The organism is Arachidicoccus terrestris, assembly GCF_020042345.1.
In the GTDB taxonomy this organism is placed as follows: Bacteria; Bacteroidota; Bacteroidia; order Chitinophagales; family Chitinophagaceae; genus Arachidicoccus; species Arachidicoccus terrestris.
Window position 1 is genome coordinate 4,659,018 of sequence record NZ_CP083387.1, and the last position, 22,240, is coordinate 4,681,257.

The following is a 22,240-nucleotide window of genomic DNA, read 5'->3' on the forward strand; positions in this document are numbered from 1 at the left end:
CGATCTTTATTGTGGCGTTGTTATTTTAATACCGGACGAATCCGTCAGGCCGTAACCACCCTCCAACACAAATCTGTCCTGCGGTGAAAAATGAGGAGAATCAATCCCCGTCTGACTGTCATTTTCCAGACCGATGACGACGGGCACTTTATGTACCGTGGAATCATTGAGTAGCTGCAGCACCCAATAATGCTGCTTATTTTCATCGGCATAAATACTGGCGGTCGGTAATATAAAGCCGGAGAAAGAACGAGTCGTTAAAAAGACACTGGCCATCAGCGCCGAAGGAATACCGCTGACAGCTGTTTTAATGAATATCTGTTGCGTTTGTGAAACGCTGTCCATTTGGGGCATTACTTTTTTCACTGTCCCATTTATGGCCGTTCCGTCCGGCAGGTTTATTTTCAACGATTGGTTCAGCCTGATCTTCTGACGGTATTCAAATGGCAGATTTAACTTAAATCCGAAGCTGGCTGCGTCAGCGATGGTTGCCAGCACTTCTCCTTCCTGGACATAATCGCCCACCTGATGGTTCAACAATGTGATAAGGCCACTGGCAGGGCTTTTTACCCGGCTGGTTCCGGAGAACCGAAACGATGAATCGAGTTGATTGATGATGTTGCCTATATTTTTAGATTCTTTTGTCTGGATGGTAAACAGGGGCTCTCCGCGCCATACCTTATCTCCTACCTGACTCGCTATTTGTTTAATATAGCCATTCATATCATTTTTAACCGCTATCTCCAGTAAATAAGCCGACACTGCGTTCAGTGCAATACTATCTGCCATGGACCCATAGTTACCACTTGTAATGGTCACGGGTGTCTGTTGCCTTGCCTGATCCATATCTCCCTGCCCACTGTCCGTAGATGCGGAGCCGCCATGGCATCCGGTCATACAGATTATCACAGCGAGCGCCGGTAGAAGAACATATTTCATGGTAAAAGAAGATTATGCAATTGATTAATGATTAGAAATCGTTTTATTTTATTTTGTATAACGGTTGCCCTGAGATTCATATAATTATTAATGCCCATTAAATAGTCAGCCATTCGCATACCTCCTGTAGGTAACTGCTTTTTACCGGCAATGATCAGGGTTTTTGCGTACAGCAGGCGCTTTTCCGAAGCGTTAATCTGCTCTTCACAGATATGGAGTTGTTGATTTAACTGCATCACGATCCCCTCGTACTGCCTGCGTCGCTGCGCCGCATGCCTTTGTCTGCTTTCACTTAATAGATTGTTTTGGAGCAGTGCATATTTTTTTTGTTGGCCATCATATATAGGTAATGAATAGCTGAGGCCAATGCTCGCGCCAAAATTTTTTGCGGCCTGTCCGGGCAGGGAGGAACTGTAACCCCCATCACCGAATACACTGATTTTGGGTTTGTAGTTCAGGTGAATGACCCTGGCGGTATTATCAATCTGGATACTGTCCAGCTGGTTTTGTTGATAGTAGAGACTCTGGTTAAAAGCCACCGGTTGTGCGTCTTCCGCCGGAGGCGGTGCCAGTTCTGTCCAACTGGTATCCACAATACCACATTGATAGTTAAGTAGCCCCAGATCATTTAAAAACCGGCCCCTTGCTTCTTTTTCCGTCAGGTCCTGGGTCTGGAGCGCCACTTTGAACAAAAGATAATCGGTTTGACTAAAACTTGCCGTGCGGGTAAGTGCCAGTAAAATATGATCTTCGACGGCTAAAAAGCTACTGATTTCCCTGGCCAGCAAATACTGTAGCTGATCGCCATAGCAGGCAATATACTGCTCAGTAACCGTCTGTCCGATACTCCTGCGGGAAATAGTCTCCTGATTATCCAGCTGTTTTCCCTGAATGGAGAATTGCTGCAGCCTCGTCTGCATATTATCCCTGCTGACGATTTCTTTCTTTAAGGATAATATTCCCGTTATATCCTGACCATTGGTAATGGCCTTATCATATCCCCATCCATGAATGACAGGTGCATATATCAGATTGACGTCAGCAGACACCTGTATACCGTATATGGCCTTCAATTTAGCACTATCGAGTGAAAGGGACCGGCGCTGCCCCGCCAGGTCATCGAAAACCGGTGTATGTTGCCTGGCCATCGAGAGGTAAAATGATAAGTCCTTTTTTTGCCCCAGCGCCGCGGCAGCGACCAGCATCGCTCCGCTCAGTAAAAAAAGTTTCCCCTTTTTCATCTACCAAAGGTTCATCTGAATTCTGAACAAAATCTAAAGGCCACCTCTCCGTAGCAAGGGGAAAATAGACGCATGCCCCTTTTCAAATTTTCTTCAGGATGAGAAAATAGCTTTGCTGCGGCCCCGTTCGCTTAATTACATAAAATTCGTACAGCACGCTCTTAAATCGACCCGTAAAGATGTTCAGAATATGTTGCATTATACTGCAGCTGACATTATTGCTTTTTCTCTCCTTTATACGTGTCAGCGCACAGCTGCCTGCTGGAGATGAGACCAGCCCACTGATGAAGGCAGATTCACTGTCTGCCGGCAACATTTACCGATACGAAACCAAGCCTTCTCGTGCTGCCTTTGCTCATGATTCAGAAAGGCTGGTTTATGCACCCAGGCAGCTTCTGGCGCCGGGTCTGCTTGCGGCCGCCGGCATGGCGACTTTTTTTAATCAAAAAGAGGGACTAAAAAACGAACTGGTGGAATACAGAGCCGATCATTTCTCGAGTTTCAGAACGAAAGTGGATAACTACCTTCAGTTCTCGCCACTAATCGCGAATTACGTTCTGGAAGGCCTGGGTATACCCGGCAGAACGGACCCTGCCAATCAGGCTGTGATCATGCTTAAAAGCGAGGCCATCATGTTAGGTACGACCTATCTGCTAAAGACCAGTGTCGATGAACGAAGGCCGGACGCCAGTAATCATCAGTCATTTCCGTCAGGACACACAGCTCAGGCCTTTATGGCAGCCACTGTTTTGAGCCAGCAGTATGGTTACCGGTATAACTGTCTGCCCTATGCTGCCTATACAATGGCAGCCGGCACCGGCCTTCTAAGGATGGCCAATAACAAACACTATATCTGTGACGTATTGGCAGGAGCCGCCATTGGGATACTCTCCGTTAAAATCGCCTATTGGACCCACAGGTATCATTGGGGCAAACATGCTATAAGACGTTAATTTTCATCTCTCAACCTGGGTATGCTTTCCGTTCTTCAGAATTCATTCAGAATATCACATCACATTTGCAGAAATATGTTGATGGAAGGACCAGGGATGAAAGTTTTTAAGTGGCTGGGATTTTTATGGATCTGGGTCTGCCTGCCCCTGTCGGTGGTTTACGCGCAGGCCGGGGGTGGATCAGACACCGCGTTAAACCAGGTGTCACGGCCAGTCACTGACACTGTTGCCATACCCGATTCTTATCACAGGGCGTATTTATCCGCCCCACGGTATACGCCGAAGCAACTCCTTACACCCGGTGTGCTCACGGCCGCGGGAATCGCTATGGATTTCAGTCAGGGCTTGAAAAACACCCAGTTAAGCTTTCATGACGCGCATTTAAAAGATTTCCATACAGCAGCGGACAACATCCTTTTGTATGCACCTGCTGCCATACCTTATGGATTGGATCTCATTGGGATCCGATCAAAAACAGATATAGCCAACAGAACGGCCATACTCATCAAAGGAGAAATCTTGCTGACGGCTACAGGCTATTTATTAAAGCACACCATACATGAATGGCGCCCGGATGGAAGCAATCACTATAGCTTCCCTTCCGGGCATACCCTGCAGGTCTTTGCGACAGCCACGATGCTCAGTGAAGAGTATCGGGACAAATATAAATGGATGCCTTATGCAGCCTACGGACTGGCAACCGGCGTTGGCTTACTTAGACTGGCCAATAATAAGCACTACATAGGAGATGTATTGGTTGGTGCGGGTTTGGGCATCCTGTCTATGAAACTCGCTTACTGGACGCATCGCTACAGCTGGCATAAACACAGGAAATTCAAATGATAATATCATGCGGGCATATTTAAAATACGGCAAACCCTTTGCTTATCTTTGCGGATTTTATCTGGTGGTCAACACAGCGCTTCGGCTGCTGTTGCTGGCCGACCATCAAATGCGCGCGACTTTTCATTTTACGGACTATTTCCGGGTGCTGCTGCCGGGACTCTTTCCCAACCTGCTGGTGTTTTTCATGCTGGCTATGCCCTTGTGGCTATACCTGCTTTTCCTGTCTGATGGCAAACTCAAAAAGCCCTATGGGCAGATTATATTGGGTCTTCTGATCCTACTACTCGGTTATGTATTACTGAGCAACAATATCATTAAAGCCTATGGCAGTGTCCTGATCAATATCGTGGTTATTTTTCTTTCTATAAAGCTACTACTAACAGCCTGGATGGTCGGTGCACCACGTTACAGGCTACAAACCCGAAAATGGTTATTTGGATTTACGCTTTTTCTTTATGTAGCAGCCATTTTACTAAATGCGCTCAGTGAATATTTTTTCTTCAAAGAATTCGGTGTCCGTTACAATTTTATTGCAGTAGATTATCTGATCTACACCAATGAGGTGATCGGGAATATTATGCAGTCCTATCCCGTAGTACCCCTGTTTTCAGTATTGGCGCTCGTGGCCATTGCGATTACGGTATTTATTTACCGTAGAACAACAGACTATTTTGCTCCCTTACCCGATCTCAAGACAAAGCTTTTGCTGATCATCGCCGCCGCGGTAAGCATACTTGTTGCTTCCCGGTTATTACCCTTCTATGCCGGGGAAAACACCGGTGATAACATATATGTCAGTGAACTCGGCGCGGATGGCCTGTATAAGTTTTATACCGCCTTTCAGGACAATGGCTTAAGTTATACAAAGTTCTACCCGGAAATAGAGCAACAAAAAGCCGTTACCTTCCTGGCACGGCAGCTGGGATGGACACCATCCCCGGATCATCAAACGGGCTTTGAAAAAAAAGTCACCGACACCGCCGGCGAAAGCCATAAAAACATTGTGCTGATCAGCGTGGAAAGCCTGAGTGCTGATTATCTGGCCCATTATGGCAACAAGCATCATCTTACTCCTTTTTTGGATTCTCTGGCAGACCAGAGTTTAATGTTTACCCGGCTTTACGCCGCGGGCAACCGGACTGTCAGGGGCCTTGAGGCTTTGACCCTGTGTATTCCCCCCTCTCCCGGGGAAAGTATTATTAAGCGAAAAGACAATAAAAATAAATTCACGACAGGCGGCATTCTGAGGCAAAAAGGCTATACGGTACAGTTTTTATACGGCGGTTACAGCTATTTTGACAATATGCAGGATTTTTTTGAGGGCAATGGCTATCAGGTGATCGATCGAAATAATTTCCAGGCTTCCGAGATCAGTTTCGCTAATATATGGGGTGTTTGCGATGAGGATATGGCTGGCAAAATGATCCAGGTATTAGACAAGGATCATGGGACCGGCAGACCGTTCTTTGCCCATTGGATGACCGTTTCCAATCACCGGCCTTTTACCTATCCGAATGGTAAAATAGCTATACCCGGGGATGCCAGATCCAGAAACGGCGGTGTGATGTATACAGACTATGCTCTCCGCCGCTTTTTTCAAATGGCCCGGCGCCGGCCCTGGTTTAACAATACTGTTTTTATTATTGTGGCTGACCACTGCGCTTCCTCTGCCGGCAAGGTCGCCCTGCCGTTGGATAAATACCGGATCCCCTGTCTGGTATACAGCCCGGGCTTTATACCGGCCAGGAAGGTCAACACACTGATGTCCCAAATAGATATTATGCCGACTGTTTTCGGGCTGCTACACTTCAGTTACCGGTCAAAATTTATCGGAGAAGATATTTTTAAACAAAGCTACCGGCCAAGGGCACTCATGGCCACCTACCAGGATATGGGCTATCTGCAGGACAGCGTATTAACGGTATTGTCGCCGGTCCGTCAGATCAAATCGTACCGGATCCGGCCCGCAAAGAGCACAGCTACGATACCAGGGGATTTTATCAGTAAATTTGATGAACTGCCAGTAAGCCCCAGGGATAGTCTTAAAGACGCGGCTATCAGTTATTATCAAATGACTGCATGGCTGCTGGATAAGAGAAAATACCAAGAGTAAAACCGCTCAAAGGATGAGTATAAAAGTGCCGACGATGATCAGTGCAGCACCGGTCAGTGTTTTCCAGTCAGGTGTTTCTCCCAGAAAAATAATCGACAGTACGATAGCCAGCGCCACACTTAATTTATCCACGGGAGCCACCTGAGACACTTTGCCCAGACTAAGTGCCTTGAAATAGAAGATCCAGGAAAGTCCTGTGGCAATACCGGAGAGCACCAGAAAGGTCATATTCTGCCGGCTCAGTTGTTGCCAGTCTTTCCACTCTCCTTTATACAAGACAATCCCCCAGGCGAGTGTCAGGATCACTACGGTGCGGATCGCCGTAGCCAGGTCTGCTGACATGCCTTTTATGCCGACTTTGGCAAATATGGCCGTAAGCGCGGCAAACAAGGCCGCCAGTAAAGCATAGATCCACCACATAGTTGACTATTTAATTGACAGGACCACAAAGATAGGAACAAACAAAACGCAGCAACGCCGCTATTTGTGATCTGTTTGCTGCTTTTGAAGATCCGTCTATAAATTCAGGGTTTATTCAGATTTTTGCAGGTTCTTTGTTCAGGGCAAGCGGCCAGGAAACTGAGCACTGGCTCAGGCAAGTATCATCAAAATCAGTATCTTTAACGTACTTCCGGCAATTTAACTATGAAAATATTAATCGTAGAGGATGAAATAGAACTGGCTAAAAGTATCCAGCAATATTTACAAAGAGAGAATTATCTGTGCGAGGTGGCGGCTGATATCGCCCAAGGACGGCAAATGATAGAGGATTTTGCCTATGACTGTATCTTACTGGATATTAATTTGCCGGAAGGCAGCGGCCTTACCTTGTTAAAAGAGCTTAAGCAGGATAAAAAAACGGATGGGGTGATTATTATTTCCGCCAGAGACGGCTTAGAAGACAAAGTACTTTCACTCAAACTGGGAGCGGATGACTACCTGGCCAAGCCGTTTCACCTGGCAGAACTTAGTGCGCGTATTGAAGCCATCATTCGCAGAAGATACCTGAAGGGAGAAAGCCGGTTAAGTTATGAAGATCTGGTAATCGATACGCTGGCCAGATCGGCCAGCGTGGAAGGACTGCCTATCCAGCTCACCAAGACGGAATATGAATTACTCTTATTTTTAATGATCAATAAAGGGCGGGTGATTACTAAAAATGCCATTGCCGAACACCTTTTAGGCAGATCCGCCTTATATTTGGATAATTATGACATTATTTATGCCCATGTCAAGAATCTGAAAAAGAAATTAGGATCAATGGGCAGCAGCATTAAAACGATCTATGGCACAGGCTATAAGTTCACCTGATGAAACTATTACATTATACTTCTTTACGACATCTGCTCTTTGCCTCCTTGCTGACCCTGGTCAGTATCCCGGTTTTTTATATACTGTTAAACAATATTTTTGTTCATTCCATTGACAGAGACCTGAGGATGCAGGCCTCACAGATTCCCTCCATTGTCAGTATCATTCAGACGCCGGCAGATTTCCAGTTGTGGAAAGAGCTGGATAATGACCTCGATATCCAGCCCATCGACAGTGTCGCTTTCCATGATAAGCCCTTTACCATTCAAAGACAATCTGCTGACGGTACGGATCCGGAAGACTTCAGGATCCTGCAGAAAAAAGTGGAGATTATGGGCAAGCCTTATGTTGTCAGCATTGAATCCTCTTTATTTGAGAAAGAAGACCTCATCCAGACCATTTTAACCATTCAGCTCGGCATTCTTATCCTTTTACTACTGGGTACTGTCGGGATCAATTATTTTATCCATAAAAGAATCTGGAAACCCTTTTATGACGCGCTCGCCTACCTGAAGGCGTTTAATATCGAATCTGATAATATGCAATTGCCAAAAAGGCTCAAAATACAGGAATTTAAAGAATTGAATCACTCTGTCCAGCAACTTTCCATCCGGGTACGGCGTGCGTATCACTCTCAGAAAGAATTTATCGAGAATGCTTCCCATGAGTTGCAAACACCACTCACCGTACTCAAATTCAAATTAGAGTTATTACTGCAGCAGCAAGATCTTACCGGCGAACAGGGGGAGCTGATCGGTGACATGTATCGAGAGATTGAACAGATGCAGGAACTGAACAGTAATCTGTTATTGTTGAGCAAAATAGAAAACGGGCAGTTTGCCGATGAAGAAACAGTTCATGTACAGGAAACCATAGAGGAAGTCACAGAGGACCTTTCCTTGCTGGCACAGTCGAAAGCTCAGTCCATTCAGACAGACTTTGCCACACCGGCGATCACACTTGCCAGTGCGAACAAAACACTTTTTAAAATCATGGTGGCCAATCTGGTAACCAATGCGATTCAATATTCTGCATCAGGAAGCACTATCCGGGTAAAGCTAACCGCTACCTTCCTGCAGGTCTGTAATCCCGGGACACCCTTTAATATCTCCTCTGAAAAAATCTTTAAAAGATTTGTCAGACAGAACAAGCAAAAAGGCAATGGGCTCGGATTATCTATTGTACAAACCATCGCCAGGTACCACCATTACCATATTTCTTATGACTACAATAACGGAACGCATCAGTTTACCCTCCGCTGGGAACCGGTCAGCAAATCAACAGAAAAAGCCTCCCCTGCAATAGCTCTCTTATAAATCTGCATCCCAGGCGCTCTTTAAAAGAAATTTCCGATCGCGGTAAATTATTCCTCATCTCGTAAATTATAAAAAAAGCGGCCTCCTACATTTGCGGCACAAAACTGTGACGTACATGTTGAAAAAACTATGGATCGCTATTGGTGCCCTTGCTGTCGTACATTCCCTTTATGGTCAGACAGACAGCATAGGCCCGGATAGTAGCTCTTTGAAAAGACCGCATACAAGTTATAAGCTGACCCCTGCTCAAAAAATGGTCGCCAGTTCGGGTGAAGACCTGTTAACCGGCGGAAATGCTAAAATTTCTCAGACCGTTATATCCGGTTATGGAGAAGCCACCTACCAGCATGATTTTGCCTATAAAAATTCCATGATTAACCTGGCAAGAGCCGTTTTATTCGTAGGGCACCAGTTTACCGGTAAAATTGCATTTTTCTCAGAACTGGAAGTGGAGAGTGCCAAGGTAGAAGGAGGCGACAGTAAAGGAGAAGTAGGTTTGGAACAGGCTTTTTTAAAATTCTCTCTAAACCCCAGACAGTATTTTGTGGCCGGTTTGTTTACGCCCAGGATCGGGATTACCAATGAAAACCATTTACCCATTAATTATAATGGCACGGAGCGTCCTTTAGTCGAGCAGCTCATCATTCCTACTACCTGGCGCGAAGTCGGGATCGGTTTTTACGGGCAGGCAGCCACCCTGCCACTCGCCTATTCGGCCGCGTTGGTCAGCGGTATCAGTTCCCAACATATGATCCATGGCAATGGCTTTGCCGGTGGCATGAGTGACGGACAGTTGGCTACCGGGAATAATCTGGCCTTTACCGCATCACTCAGGTATTTTGCCGGGGATTTTCAGTTCCAGGTTTCCGGCTACGCCGGTGGAACCACAGGTATGGGTACATACCAGGCCGACAGCCTCGGCCTTGAATCCGGTCCGTTGGGCACACCGGTGTATTTAGGCGAAGCAAACATACAATATAACAAAGGCGGTTTTTCCGCCAAACTGCTGGGCACCTATGTTTCTTACCCGGATGCTGGGAAAGTCAATGCCGCTTTTGCCAGCAATGTCTTTAAAGCCATGTATGGTGCTTATGGTGAGCTCGCCTATAACCTGCTCTATCATACGGGAAGCCGTCATCAGTTGGTAGGTTTTGCCCGATACGAAAACCTGGATTTAAACCATGAGATTCCAGCAGGTGGCATTGAAGATCCTACACTTAAACAGTGGCATGTAATTACCGGGCTCAACTATTTTCCGACACCCAATGTCGTTATTAAGGCCGATGTACGTATTACGCATACAGGGCCGCAGAACCCCAACCTGATTATCAACCCGCCTTCTGTCATGCAGGCCTATCAACAGAATAACCAATTTTTAAATATAGGCATTGGCTACGCCTTCTAAACAACCAATCGATGGATAGAAGAGACTTTCTGAAAAAGACCTGTGGCACCTGCGCCGCCATTAGCCTGGGAACCATGCTGAGCGCCACTTTTATGGACGCCTGCAAAACAGCTTCGGTCAGCGTTTATAAGGCAACGCCGAGCCAGGGAACTATTGCAGTACCAGCTTCCAGTTTTGCAACCACTGATTTTAAATTGATCCGGGTCAGTAATTATGGTTACGATGTAGGTGTGATCAAAAACGGGTCTTCATATACCGCCTTACTGCTGATGTGTACACATGCCGGCCAGGCGCTGACAAAAACCGGCAGCGGCTATTTCTGTCCCCTGCATGGCAGCCGGTTTTCCGGCGCCGGAGAAGTCATCAAAGGTCCGGCAACCGACCCGTTACAGCATTTGAAGACAAAGCTGGTAAACGAAGACGTCGTTATACAACTGGATCCTGATTATTTTTTTAGCTAATTATTTTTAAAACCTATAGATAAAGTAAAACAATGAGAAAAGTATATATTTCGGGGTTAGCGATTGCAGTCATACTGTCGGCCGCTATGACCTCCTGTTCCAAAAGCGAGACGCCGGATATGAACGGCAACGAAGATATCCAGAAGGTAGAAACAAAGGCGCTCGGTGATTTTGTTAGCGTGCTTGGCAATCCGTTATACAGTGATTTTGTAGATCAGGCAACGGTCCTGAATACCGCTGTTCAAAAACTGGTAGAAGCGCCAGGTCCGGTTAATCAGACAGCTGCTCAGGCAGCCTGGAAAAAGGTACGTGTGGTTTGGGAACAGAGTGAAGGTTTTTTGATCGGACCCGTGGACGATGACAATTATGATCCTCATATGGACACCTGGCCTACGGATAGAAATCAGATCGATATTTTTCTGAAAAGCAATGACCATATAACCAGTGAGGACTTAAACAATACAGAAGATGCCCTTAAAGGCTTTCACCCGTTGGAGTATCTGCTATGGGAGACAAAGCCGGAGGCCTATACTGATGAGGAGAAAAACTACATGATGGCGCTCTCGGCAAATATTCTTTCCAATGTAAAGGCCCTTCAGGCCAGTTGGCTGGAAGGGGGCTTTGGAGAAGAGATCAGCCGGCCAGGCGTAAATGGCAGCCGTTATACGACAAAAAAAGAAGCACTGGAAGCCGTCGCCAATGCTTTGATCAACATCTGTACTGAAGTAGGAGAAGCTAAAATACCCGACCCATTCGGTAATACGAGGTCTGACGCAGATTCAACAAAAACAGAGTCTCCCTATTCACACAACTCTATCGCTGATTTTAAAAATAATATCCAGGGCGCTTATAACAGCTATACCTGTTCATACGGCGGCAAGACCGGCAGCAGCCTGAGCGCGCTGGTACAGATCCATAATAAAAACCTGGATAATCAGATCAAGGCAGCCTTTTCGAATGCCATTCAATCTTTTGACGGATTTAAAGATATCACTTTTGAAAAAGCGATTTACGATCAGCGGCCAACTGTGCAACATGTAATCGATCAGATCCAGACGCTGAAATCCCAGGTCGAAGACGGATTGATTCCTTATATCCAGCAATATGTAAAAGACTAAACGGCGCAGCCGTACATTTAAAGCGGTAAGCGAGGCGGCCGTTACCAGGCAGCCTCTCAGCCTCTACCCAACTATTCCAGTTCGATGAAAAAGTTCTATGTGATGTGTGTGATCGGCGTCATGATCCTGATCGGCAGTTTTTGTCGCAAAGCGGAAGAATTCTCCGATGACTTGCATGATCTCAGACTCTCCGGTGGCGCAGCCACCACCTTCTTATCTAATTCCAAGGCATTTGGCGATCCGATATCCGGGATGAGTACCTATGATGGTTTTGTCCACAGTGTGGGGGACGGCATCTTTAGCCAGGTTTTTGTGTCCGCACCAGCTCCACATTTTCCGGGGCTCGGCCCGATCTATAATAACGTGTCCTGTGTTTCCTGCCACCATAATGACGGCAAGGGCACGCCTACGCTCGGTCTGGTTGAGTCGTCTTTACTGGCAAGGATTTCTGTCCCTGGTATTGCCAGTGACGGAGGGGCGGTCCCGGCACCCGGTTTTGGTCTGCAGCTGCAGGATAAATCGCTTACAGGGATACCAGAAGTAAAGATAAACGTCAGTTACACCGAAATCCCTTTTACCTTCCCCGACGGAGAAACGGCATCTCTGAGGAAACCTGTGTACGCAATATCCTCTTCCTATAAGCCCTTACCTGCAGGTTATATGATATCCGTCAGGCTGGCGCCGCCAATATTTGGCCTGGGCCTGCTTGAGCTTATTCCTGAGTCCACGATTCTTTCCTATGCAGATTCCAGTGACCTCAATGGGGATGGTATTAGTGGAAAACCCAATTATGTCTATAACCCTGAAGATAAAAAAAGAGCGCTGGGAAGATTTGGTTTGAAAGCCAATACGCCCTCGATCCGCATCCAGGTGGCCTCTGCCTTCCAGCAGGACATGGGACTTACCAGCAGTATATTTGCAGCGGAAAGCAGTTGGGGGCAGCCACAATATGATGACCGGACAGATGATCCCGAAATCAGTGACAGCCTCTTAAATGCCACCGTTTTCTATGCCCGTACCCTGGCCGTCCCTGCCAGAAGAAATGTACATGACTCCGTCAGCCTCAGAGGCGAAAGAATATTCAGGCAAATTAACTGCGGTAGCTGTCACTTGCCGGATGTAAGAACGGGTGTGGATGTCAGGCTTCCTATGCTCAGCCATCAACTGATCCACCCGTATACAGACCTGTTACTCCATGATATGGGCGACGGGCTGGCCGATGGAAGGCCCGATTATCAGGCCACAGGGAATGAATGGCGCACGATGCCGCTTTGGGGCATCGGCCTGTTTCAGAAAACCAACGGGACCGCCTACTATCTGCATGATGGCCGCGCCAGAACAATGACAGAAGCGATATTATGGCATGGAGGTGAATCAAAGAAGTCCAGAGACCTGTTTATACAACTATCAAAGACAGACAGAGATGCCTTGCTTACATTTCTACAGTCTTTATAGTCATTTTACTGGAGCCTTTAGACTGGATAGATCAGATTATCCGCTCAAAGGGCACGGGGCTGGTAAAATGCGCCGGTTCTACTGATCGGCTGTTAAGATCGACAGAAAGAACGGAATCCCTAAATTTGAGTAGCTTTGTCGGGTAAAATGAAATTATCCCTGCACTAAGTGGCGGTTTTGTCATTGAATGATCTAACCGGCACTTGTTTGCAATATATAGTTTAGTACATGGTTCAGTTAACAGCATTTCAAGATTTGGATCTTTGTAATCAGGCACCTACGCGCCTGCTTGTATACCGGTTGGTCTATTGCCAGTCCGGCAGCACCGGGCTTCACATAGATGAGACTGAATTTACGATGCAATCCGGTCAGGTGATTACCATAACTTCCGGTCAGGTACATTATTTTACTGCTTTAAGGGGCCAGATCCAGGTGTTGGATTTTGCACTTGAATTTATCTGTAAAGATGATAGTGATATTGAACTCATCTTCCACAATGGTCTGTTTTGCCATTTTGGAGAAAACGAGCTGATCTCGCTCAGGGACCCGGCCTTATTTGAAAATCTTTTAGACAAGAGCGCTGCAGAACTTGAACAAAAGCCCTTTCAATATCTGATAACCGTCAGAAGCTATATTGAACTTTTACTCATCGAGATCAATCGAACCAAAATTGCCAATGGTGATCCCATTTGGAAACCTGATGCACTGTTTTTAAAGTTCCTGGAAAGCGTCAGGTCTACCTTTGAAAAGAATTATACAGTGAGTGATTATGCACGCCTGCTTTCTACCACCGAAACCAGGCTGAACGAAGCGGCTAAACAACACACCAGCAAAACAGCCCAAAATGTGATTTTCAGCCTGAAGATATCTGAAGCAAAGCGAATACTCCTCTATCAGGACCAAAGCATCAAAGAGGTCGCCTATGCATTGGGCTTTTCAGATCCGTTCTACTTTTCCAATTTCTTCAAAAAACATACGGGAACGTCCCCAAAAGAGTATAAAAAGGCTCATATCGTCTGAGCCCCACATAATATCGCCGTTTCTGCCCGGGCTTATAGGCACTCCAAAGCCTATTTGTCAGATCTTACATGTGTTTTCTAGAATCTTCCATTTTTGGTAGGCCGGATTTGTAGAATTTTGCATGCATCAATAAAATATAATCAACAATGCAAAATGTATTACAATCCGCTTTTTCCTTTTTGCTGCTGAGATTGGCGCTGTCAGCAGGATTCTTATCCGCTGTAGCCGGCAGACTGGGATTATGGGGCAAGAAATCTTCCGGCTGGCAGGGATTTCTGGACTATACCAAGCAAATTAATTTTTACCTGCCGGATCAGCTTATATCACCAACGGCGATCACCGCGACCTTTTTAGAAACGGTTCTCGGTCTATTGCTCCTTGTCGGTCTATTTACCAGGGAAGCAGCCTTAGGAGCCGCTATATTGACACTATTGTTTGCCGTCGCCATGAGTGTCTCCAGCGGTATTAAAGAGCCACTGGATTATTCGGTATTTGCTTTCAGTGCCGGTGCACTGGTTCTGGCTACCGCAGAAAACTATATCTACAGTCTGGATCAGCTGATGCATCCTATCAAATAGTTCAACATAAATATGCCTATCATGGATACAAATATGCACGCCTACATCACGCCATCAGGAAAACAACAGTGGCAGCCCCTGATCGAAAAAAACATACACTACAAAGGTGTCTTCGTGAAATCCTTGCGCTTTGATGCCCGGCAAGGGCGCTCTACCACCATTTTATTAAAATTCGAACCGGGTGCCTCCTACCCCTATCATGACCATCCCGCCGGCGAAGAGTTGTTTGTGCTTACCGGAGAAGCCATTATCGAAGAAGCGCACCTTAAAACAGGTGATTACCTCTATACACCTCCCGGCTTCCGGCATCGTGTGCAGTCTGACAACGGCTGTACGCTTTTATTGATCGTGCCGGAAGAAGTAGTGATTCTGGAAAAATAGACTGTTCTGTATAGTTTGGTTTCCCGACCAGGAGAACCGGACCCGGAGACAAATCACTTATCTGGTTGAATCCTCCTATCTGACGTATATTTGCGTGTTGCGCATTATTGACACGTGCCGTTATACTAAAATACCTATCGGATGCATAGACAACATAGGATCTTGCTATTTTTAGTTTTTTTTGTTTCGAGCCAATTGCGGGCGCAATCAAAGGCTAAACTACTCCATACGCTTTTTGACAGCCTGGGTAAGGCCCATGCATTTAATGGTGCTGTGTTGGTCGCGGACAGTGGGAAAATCATCTTGGAGAAAGGTTACGGATATGCAGATTTTGAGTCCAAAATACCTATGACAACCGATACCCGCTTTGAAATAGCATCGGTTTCCAAGCAATTCACTGTGCTCGCTATTATGCAATTACATCATCAGGGGAAGCTGGACTATGATGACCGGGTGACAAAATATCTCCCCAGGCTTCCCTATAAAAATGTAACGATCCGCGATCTGACTGATCATGCCTCGGGCATTGTGGATTTTCTCGGATGGACAGCCGAACAGATGGGCATGGCCAAGGACAGCTACACCAACGAGGATATTGAGCGACACCTTTGCGCTTCGGCTCCTGACACGCATTTTGAACCGGGCACGCGCTTTAGCTATTCCAATACCAATTATTTATTACTAGCCGATATCGTAGCCAGAGTGAGTGGGGTGCCCTTTGCGGACTATATGCAGCGGCATATATTTCGCAAAGCGGGCATGCATCAGAGTTCTATACCGGTTTTCAAAGGCAGCAGGTTCGAACCGCCTGCCGGCAATATCGCCCGCAATTATATGTTTGATCCGGTCACAAACAGCTACCGGCTCTTTAGCAAAAGCGCCCCTGTGGATTATCAGCGTTTTATGGGTGGTGTCTGTGGCCCTGCGGGAATCAAAAGCACGGTTGGCGATCTTTACAAATGGACACAGGCGCTTCGAAGCAACATTTTGGTACCGGACAGCATTTTTGCTGCTGCTGTCCGCCCTCAGTTGACCAAAGACGGAAAAGATACACTTGGATATGACCATATGGCCTATAGCTTCGGCTGGCTGATTACCCACCAAGGCAAGCAGACTTATATATGGCATAACGGTGGGTTTGGCGGTTACAGAAGCATAATCGCTTTTTATCCGAACATTAACCGCAGTATTATCATTCTTGAAAATACAAACCAGACCGTTTCTCCGGATCAGCTCTGTGTATCTATTATGCAGATTATGAATGGCGCTTCTTCCATTCAATGGCCCTCTTTAAGAAAAATACCCTCCACCATTCGGGTTGACAGCATATATCTTAAAAAACTGACCGGGACTTATTGTATGTCGACAGACCCGAAGATTAAAATGGTCATTACAACCAGAAGCGGCCGGTTATACGCGCGTTATCTGGATCAGCCCGTAGCAGAACTGTATCCCTGTGCCAGGGATAACTTCTTTTTCCTGATCGCCGACGCGCAGGTGAAATTCAGAAAAAAAGAAGATAGATATGTTGAGTTGGTGCTCGTGCAAAATGGCAGGGAGCTGCCTATGACGAGGCGGCGTAATCATTAAATGATTTTTAATGTGATATTTTTTCATGTCAAACATGGCTAAAATTATCATGAAGCAAGTGGCTGTTATTTTGTGTCAACAATATTTAAAAACAAAACGGCTGCAAAAGCTACAGACATTCTTTTTGAATAATCGCAATCTAGCTGTCTGACCGTATTGACAGAATCACCCGCTATATATCGTCACTTCAGTGGTCATTTCACGAAATATCGCCATTTATTTTCGGCGATTATTTTGTTGCCTATTGAAACATAATGGGTTGCATAATGGCACTTCAATTGCCAAAAGGGTAAACAGTAAAATCATTTAAATCAGTTTTAAATATTTACCCATGGATGCAGACAAAAAAAAGGTGATCATTATCGGTGGCGGTTTTGCCGGCATGAATATGGCCAGAAAACTATACAACAATTCCTACTATGAAGTCACCCTCGTTGATAAGCATAACTATAATTACTTCACACCCCTGTTATATCAGGTTGCCACAGGTTTTCTCGAACCTTCCGCCATCAGTTATCCCTTCAGAAAACTCTTTCAGCAAAAAGGTATTCATTTCAGGCTGGGAGAAGTAATGAAGGTAGACCCGGATAAACAGCTTTTATTCCTGGCAGATGACAGTATATTACGTTATGATGTGTTGATCTTTGCTGCCGGTTCTACCACCAATTTTTTCGGAAATGCCATGCTGCAGAAAAACGCGCTGTATATCAAAAGTATTGAAGATGCGATTACCATGCGTAATACATTGCTTGATATCATGGAGAAAGCATCTGTTGAGAGGGACCCGGTTATCAGAAAATCATTACTTACGATGGTTGTTGCCGGTGGCGGACCCACTGGTGTGGAACTGGCGGGTATGCTGGCAGAATTCAAGCAGTGCCTGTTAGGAATGGACTATCCTGAACTTCAGGGAGAGATCCTGCAACTGTATTTGATAGAAGGTTCTGCCAATCTGCTGGCGCCAATGAGTGAAGCCTCTCATAAAGAAGCCTTCAAAACCCTCGACAAACTCAAGATTGACATCAAACTAAACACAAGAGTCCTCAAATATGAAGGAGAACAAGTATATCTGTCCAGTGGAGAAATCATTACGGCCAGTACCTTGATCTGGGCCGTAGGCATAACGGCGATGACCTTTCCGGGCATCCAAAAAGAATCGCTGGATAAAACCGGCCGGATGATCACAGATGATTATAACCGTGTCAGAGGATATGATCATATTTACGCGATTGGCGATATTTCCGTGCAATACAGCGATCCCAGATATCCAAACGGTCATCCCCAGTTGGCGCAGCCTGCCATTCAGCAGGGAAAGCGGCTGGCAATAAATCTGCTGTTAGCAGCGAAAGGCAGATCCATGCGGCCCTTTCATTACTTTGACCGGGGCGATATGGCGATCATCGGCAGGTCCTGGGCTGTGGCGGATCTGTTCAGACACGGCAGCCGTCCGGTTCATCTGGGCGGTATACTGGGGCTGCTCAGCTGGTTATTTATCCATTTGGTTTCGTTGGTCAATTATAATAATAAGATCAAAACTTTTTATAACTGGCTGGTATCCTATCTGACCCATGACCAGATGCTACGGATGATTTTCCATACGGATAGTACAAAATCTCAAAAAAGACCGCTGTCGTCTTCTCATCCTCAGGCGGCACCGCAGCCAGCCCAAAAGAAGCAAACCGTATTGTTTTGATCAACAAGCGGATGCAGGCTGACTGAAGATGGCGGGCAGTGCGCGACAATCTTATGTTTTTCTCATCGGCTTACCGGATCTGTCTGTAATGGGTCTGAATAAAAGACAGCATCCGGCAAGCCAGCAAAATCGATATAAAATGAAAATTGTAGTAATCGGAGGAACCGGACTTATCGGTTCAAAACTCACGGCCAAGTTAAAGGCCCTGCATCACGAAGTCGTCGTAGCTGTACCTTCTACCGGCGTAAACACACTGACCGGAGAGGGACTGGATCAAGCCTTTGCCGACGCCGAGGTTGTCGTTGATCTGGCCAACTCCCCTAATTTTGAGGACGAAGTCGCCATGCACTTCTTTAAAACCGCTGGTGCCAATATATTTGCGGCCGAAAAGAAAGCAGGCGTCCGCTATCATGTTGCCCTTTCTGTTGTAGGGACTTCAAGAATGCTGGCCAGTGGCTATTTTAGAGCAAAGCAGGAGCAGGAACGTATTATCGAGGCTTCCGGAATTCCGTATACCATCGTACATTCCACACAGTTTTTTGAGTTTAGCGCCGCCATTGTCGGGGCCGCCACAGTGGGTGATGAAGTCCGTGTGCCGCCGGCCGCTTTCCAGCCCATAGCAGCAGAGGACGTCGCAGAGATATTAAAAGACGTAACGCTGGGTGACCCGCAAAACAAAATCATCGAGATCGCCGGACCAGAAAGAAAACCGCAGGACGAATTTGTCAGCACTTATATGCAGGCGACCGGTGATAAACGCAAATTGCATAGAGATGTACACGCGCTTTATTTCGGTATTGCCCTTAATGATGAAACGTTGGTGCCTGGCCCCAATCCCCGTCTGGGTAAAATTCGCTTTTCAGACTGGCTGGCCAGCCAGCCGGTTAAAAAATAATTTTTCAACGGAGGACCGTAACAGATACCCATCCCTTTTCAACAAACGACTGTCTGCCCATGCCGGCGGGCAGTCGCCTTTTTCACACGAACCGGTCATGATTCAAATTCCCGGCATCGTTTTCCGGTAATTTTGTAATTTCGGGTAATGAGCAGGGGCTCTTATTCATCATTCTGGCATTACAGTAAGATAAATATTCATGAACGCGTCTTCCAAACATACATCGATGTCTGCTTTCAGTGCTGACCAGACCGTTCAGGATCCGGATGCATCCATCCGTGAAAAACAGGTGCTGCTCTCTTTGATCAGAGCTACATCCAGGGTACGGGATACGAAGGATCTGGTCACGCTTTTTTCAAAAAAGATCAGAGGCTTAGGCCATCATTATGACCAAGCACAGATCCTCCTTTTAAAAAATCAGCATTGTGCGCATCTGTCTTCCATTACACAAGGCATTAACCATTTACTGAAAAGCCACCCGGAAGCGCATTTAAGTGCTGTATACTTACTGGATTTGCAAGATGCCGTTTGGTCCTTATGCACCAACGCCACAGCTCCTTTTGAAGTGGCGCTACCTGTCAAAAACGGAAAGAAAGCTGATCCGGCCACTCGTGCACTTCATGAGTTGGTCAGTGAACTCATGATAAATAAGGACGATCATCAGATGCAGCGCTGCCTGATCATGCCTCTGAAAGACAGAGACATGCTCATGGGTTTGTTGCTGGTTGCCAGTAAAAGTAAAGGCCGTTTTACCGCCGAATTATGTCGCATTCTACAGGAGATCGCTCCGCTACTTTCCAACGCCCTTCTTAATATTATTGATCATGCGGACATACGACAGAAAAACTGGGAAGAAAGTTTTCTTTTGGATTTCAGCGGCGGCATTGCTGCTGTAAGAACAAAAGGAGACCTTGCGTCAGTCATTTATACCTTCTTGAAGAAGCTCAGTATGGTGCAGGCCTATTTTATCCGGCTGATTAATGAAGTGGGCGGCGAGCTGATGCCTTTTATGCATGACAATGAAACGTTTTATCACGCAGAACCCCGCTTTAAGGCCTTACTGAACGAAAAGATAAGCCCCAGACATGGGATCTCTGGACGGGTATTAAAATCTGAAGGGCCGGTCGTTATTGACTTTCTGCAGGAAATAGCCAATGACACACGGGATCCCTATGTGGAATTTTGGAAAAAAGTGGCACGGGGAAAACCCGGCTTTGAGAAAATGACCGGAGCGGCACTAAGGGTGGGTAGTCGGAATATCGGCATCTTATGGATCATCACAGAAAAGATTGACACCAGACTACTGGAAGGAATCTGTGCGCAGATTTCCATTGCGATTTCCAATATAAAGGCGAATGAGGAAATACTGAGAAGGGAACAGGAAAAGGAGACGCTTCTTTCTCTCAGCCAGGAAATGGCCGCGCTAAGAGAAAGAAATGACCTTTTTCAGAAGTTCTATACAAAAGTTACCTCGGTTTTAGGTATTGAAGAGTTCGGGATGGTCCTGCTGGACCGGGAAAAGAACACCTATAGCATTATCATTGACGAAGCTGCCACCTTTGCCCGTCTGCACCCGGGTCATGAAGGCATACTTGATATGACCTTTAAGGCCTCAGATCCGGTCTTCCAACGGATCAGCGGATCCAAGGAGCCTGTTTATTTTGACGTAGCTACACTCTCCGCGCTCCCGGACATGCCGGCGTATGTGCATTTCTGGCAGGCGATCCATCTGAAAAGAGTGGCGGGCACCTTACTGAAAGTGGGCGGGGAAATAATAGGCGCTGCATTCTTTCATGTTGACCCCGTGGCAAAAACGTCCGCCTACAGCGCTTTACTGCAATCCGTTTCGCACCAACTGGCAGTGGCCATTTCAAACATCTACGCGAATGAACAAGTCCTACAGTATAAGCAAATGCTTGAAATGGAAAATGTTCAGCTCAAAAATGAAATCAACAGTCTATATAATTTTTCGGAGATTATCGGCAGCGGAGAAAGAATGCAGGAAGTCTACCGACTGATCCGGCTGGTTGCCACGACTGACTCAACCGTACTTATTCTGGGGGAAACGGGCACGGGAAAGGAGCTTATTGCCCGGGCCATTCATAATGCCTCTCCCAGAAAGGATAAACTTATGATCAAAGTTAACTGTGCCGCCTTACCGGCAAATCTGATCGAAAGTGAACTCTTCGGTCACGAAAAAGGTGCTTTTACCGGCGCCATAGAGCGCAGAATAGGTAAATTTGAACTGGCCGCTGGCGGTACTATATTCCTGGATGAAATCGGGGAAATGCCGCTGGAAACACAGGTGAAATTGCTCCGGGTGATCCAGGAAAGAGAATTCGAGCGCGTTGGAGGTAAAAGCCCCATAAAAGTAGATGTACGCATTATCGCCGCTACGAACAGGAAACTGGATATCGAGGTCAATGAAGGCCGGTTCCGGCCTGATCTATATTACCGGTTAAATGTTTTTCCCATTCACCTGCCTGCGCTCAGGGACCGAACGGAAGATATGGAAGCCCTTACCCGGTACTTTGTTCAAAAATATAGTAAGCGGACCGGACACGCCGTTAAGAGCATTGCTGCCGTTGTGTTCCGGGAACTGCGCAGCTATAGCTGGCCGGGCAATGTCCGGGAGCTGGAACATTTAATTGAAAGAAGCATCTTACTGATGGAAGGCTCTGTCTTAAAACGGGTGCCTTTGCCCTTAGGTCACGTTGATCAACGTCTTCGTCACTTGAGTGAGGAAAAAATAGCACTTAAAGATATGGAGACGACCCATATCATTGATATTCTGAAAAAAAGCCGGGGTAAAATAGCAGGTGTGGACGGTGCCGCCCGCAGGCTGGGCATCCCTCCCACGACCTTGCATTCTAAAATCAAAAAGCTCGGCATTAAAAAAAGGGATTACCTGTCCTGAAATGACAA

At 46.4% G+C, this 22,240-nt stretch carries 19 protein-coding genes; 16 read left to right on the forward strand and 3 right to left on the reverse strand.

Annotated features, from left to right (window positions below):
* Positions 1-6: 6 nt before the first annotated feature.
* Both K9M52_RS18125 and K9M52_RS18130 read right to left on the reverse strand, forming a co-directional pair.
* Positions 7-939, reverse strand: a complete 933-nt coding sequence (locus tag K9M52_RS18125) for an efflux RND transporter periplasmic adaptor subunit (protein WP_224069852.1) — start codon at positions 937-939, stop codon at positions 7-9.
* Positions 936-2,180 carry a TolC family protein gene (locus K9M52_RS18130; RefSeq protein ID WP_224069853.1) on the reverse strand — a complete coding sequence of 415 codons (1,245 nt, stop codon included), beginning with the start codon at positions 2,178-2,180 and terminating at the stop codon, positions 936-938. Before K9M52_RS18130 ends, K9M52_RS18125 begins: the two co-directional genes overlap by 4 nt.
* Before the next feature lie 179 nt (positions 2,181-2,359).
* Here K9M52_RS18130 and K9M52_RS18135 point away from each other — a divergent pair, with 179 nt between their 5' ends.
* From K9M52_RS18135 to K9M52_RS18145, 3 genes are all read left to right on the forward strand, one after another.
* A complete protein-coding gene (locus K9M52_RS18135; RefSeq protein ID WP_224069854.1) occupies positions 2,360-3,133 on the forward strand; it encodes a phosphatase PAP2 family protein in 774 nt (257 codons plus the stop codon).
* Positions 3,134-3,229: 96 nt separating this feature from the next.
* On the forward strand, positions 3,230-3,976 hold the full coding sequence (locus tag K9M52_RS18140; protein ID WP_224069855.1) for a phosphatase PAP2 family protein: 747 nt from the start codon (positions 3,230-3,232) through the stop codon (positions 3,974-3,976).
* Positions 3,977-3,983: 7 nt separating this feature from the next.
* A complete protein-coding gene (locus tag K9M52_RS18145; RefSeq protein ID WP_224069856.1) occupies positions 3,984-6,092 on the forward strand; it encodes an LTA synthase family protein in 2,109 nt (702 codons plus the stop codon).
* Between the two features lie 6 nt (positions 6,093-6,098).
* Here the strand turns inward: K9M52_RS18145 and K9M52_RS18150 are convergent, their stop codons facing one another.
* Positions 6,099-6,512 carry an EamA family transporter gene (locus tag K9M52_RS18150; protein WP_224069857.1) on the reverse strand — a complete coding sequence of 138 codons (414 nt, stop codon included), beginning with the start codon at positions 6,510-6,512 and terminating at the stop codon, positions 6,099-6,101.
* Positions 6,513-6,737: 225 nt separating this feature from the next.
* Between K9M52_RS18150 and K9M52_RS18155 the strand changes: the two genes are divergently transcribed.
* The 13 genes from K9M52_RS18155 (at position 6,738) to K9M52_RS18215 (ending at position 22,232) form a co-directional block, all read left to right on the forward strand.
* Positions 6,738-7,403, forward strand: a complete 666-nt coding sequence (locus K9M52_RS18155) for a response regulator transcription factor (protein ID WP_224069858.1) — start codon at positions 6,738-6,740, stop codon at positions 7,401-7,403.
* A complete protein-coding gene (locus tag K9M52_RS18160; protein ID WP_224069859.1) occupies positions 7,403-8,719 on the forward strand; it encodes a sensor histidine kinase in 1,317 nt (438 codons plus the stop codon). Before K9M52_RS18155 ends, K9M52_RS18160 begins: the two co-directional genes overlap by 1 nt.
* A gap of 115 nt (positions 8,720-8,834) precedes the next feature.
* On the forward strand, positions 8,835-10,124 hold the full coding sequence (locus K9M52_RS18165) for a hypothetical protein (protein WP_224069860.1): 1,290 nt from the start codon (positions 8,835-8,837) through the stop codon (positions 10,122-10,124).
* Between the two features lie 11 nt (positions 10,125-10,135).
* The gene (locus K9M52_RS18170) at positions 10,136-10,585 is read left to right on the forward strand and encodes a QcrA and Rieske domain-containing protein (protein WP_224069861.1); all 450 of its coding nucleotides are present in this window, start codon (positions 10,136-10,138) and stop codon (positions 10,583-10,585) included.
* 32 nt (positions 10,586-10,617) lie between these two features.
* The gene (locus K9M52_RS18175; protein ID WP_224069862.1) at positions 10,618-11,703 is read left to right on the forward strand and encodes an imelysin family protein; all 1,086 of its coding nucleotides are present in this window, start codon (positions 10,618-10,620) and stop codon (positions 11,701-11,703) included.
* A gap of 84 nt (positions 11,704-11,787) precedes the next feature.
* On the forward strand, positions 11,788-13,158 hold the full coding sequence (locus tag K9M52_RS18180; RefSeq protein ID WP_224069863.1) for a di-heme oxidoreductase family protein: 1,371 nt from the start codon (positions 11,788-11,790) through the stop codon (positions 13,156-13,158).
* 228 nt (positions 13,159-13,386) lie between these two features.
* Entirely contained in the window at positions 13,387-14,178 is a 792-nt protein-coding gene (locus K9M52_RS18185) for a helix-turn-helix domain-containing protein (RefSeq protein WP_224069864.1), read from the forward strand.
* A gap of 146 nt (positions 14,179-14,324) precedes the next feature.
* Complete coding sequence (locus tag K9M52_RS18190) at positions 14,325-14,756, forward strand: DoxX family membrane protein (RefSeq protein WP_224069865.1); 432 nt, start codon at positions 14,325-14,327, stop codon at positions 14,754-14,756.
* A 21-nt stretch (positions 14,757-14,777) separates the two neighbouring features.
* Complete coding sequence (locus tag K9M52_RS18195) at positions 14,778-15,137, forward strand: dimethylsulfonioproprionate lyase family protein (protein WP_224069866.1); 360 nt, start codon at positions 14,778-14,780, stop codon at positions 15,135-15,137.
* 141 nt (positions 15,138-15,278) lie between these two features.
* Positions 15,279-16,727, forward strand: coding sequence for a serine hydrolase domain-containing protein (locus K9M52_RS18200; protein WP_224069867.1), 1,449 nt, complete (start codon positions 15,279-15,281; stop codon positions 16,725-16,727).
* A 331-nt stretch (positions 16,728-17,058) separates the two neighbouring features.
* Positions 17,059-18,420, forward strand: coding sequence for an NAD(P)/FAD-dependent oxidoreductase (locus tag K9M52_RS18205; protein ID WP_224069868.1), 1,362 nt, complete (start codon positions 17,059-17,061; stop codon positions 18,418-18,420).
* Positions 18,421-18,559: 139 nt separating this feature from the next.
* The gene (locus K9M52_RS18210; RefSeq protein WP_224069869.1) at positions 18,560-19,315 is read left to right on the forward strand and encodes an SDR family oxidoreductase; all 756 of its coding nucleotides are present in this window, start codon (positions 18,560-18,562) and stop codon (positions 19,313-19,315) included.
* Between the two features lie 199 nt (positions 19,316-19,514).
* Complete coding sequence (locus K9M52_RS18215) at positions 19,515-22,232, forward strand: sigma 54-interacting transcriptional regulator (protein WP_224069870.1); 2,718 nt, start codon at positions 19,515-19,517, stop codon at positions 22,230-22,232.
* Positions 22,233-22,240 lie beyond the last annotated feature (8 nt).